This window comes from Pelomicrobium sp. G1 (genome assembly GCF_051905455.1).
In the GTDB taxonomy this organism is placed as follows: domain Bacteria; phylum Pseudomonadota; class Gammaproteobacteria; order Burkholderiales; family UBA6910; genus Pelomicrobium.
In genome coordinates this window covers 1-313 of the sequence record NZ_JBQACR010000238.1, presented here as the reverse complement: position 1 = coordinate 313, position 313 = coordinate 1, and the positions used below count along the sequence as shown (strand labels likewise).

Sequence of the window (313 nt, the reverse complement as noted above, 5' to 3'; positions counted from 1 at the left end):
CCACGGCCCGGAGCATGGCCCGGTTGGGGCTGCGCTCCACGCCCTGGGTGATGATGCGGCTGCGCGGGTTGTTGGGCACGGTGCGGTCTCCTTGGGGCTCGGCCGCCGACCTGGTTGCCGGGCGACGGGGTAAACTATAGGGATTCAATTTTAGCCGAAACCCGCGCTCCTCCAGTGCTGATTCACCCCCAGTTCGATCCCGTGGCCTTCCAACTCGGGCCGCTCGCCGTGCGCTGGTACGGGCTTATGTACCTGGTGGGATTCCTCGGGGGTCCTTGGCTGGGCAAGCATCGGGCGCGCACCCGCCCGGAGC

General features: G+C 68.1%; 1 protein-coding gene. It reads left to right on the top strand.

Annotated features, from left to right (window positions below; genetic code table 11):
- Window positions 1-174: 174 nt before the first annotated feature.
- On the top strand, window positions 175-313 hold a 139-nt coding region (locus ACTFO6_RS18340; RefSeq protein ID WP_439935816.1), incomplete at its 3' end, for a prolipoprotein diacylglyceryl transferase family protein.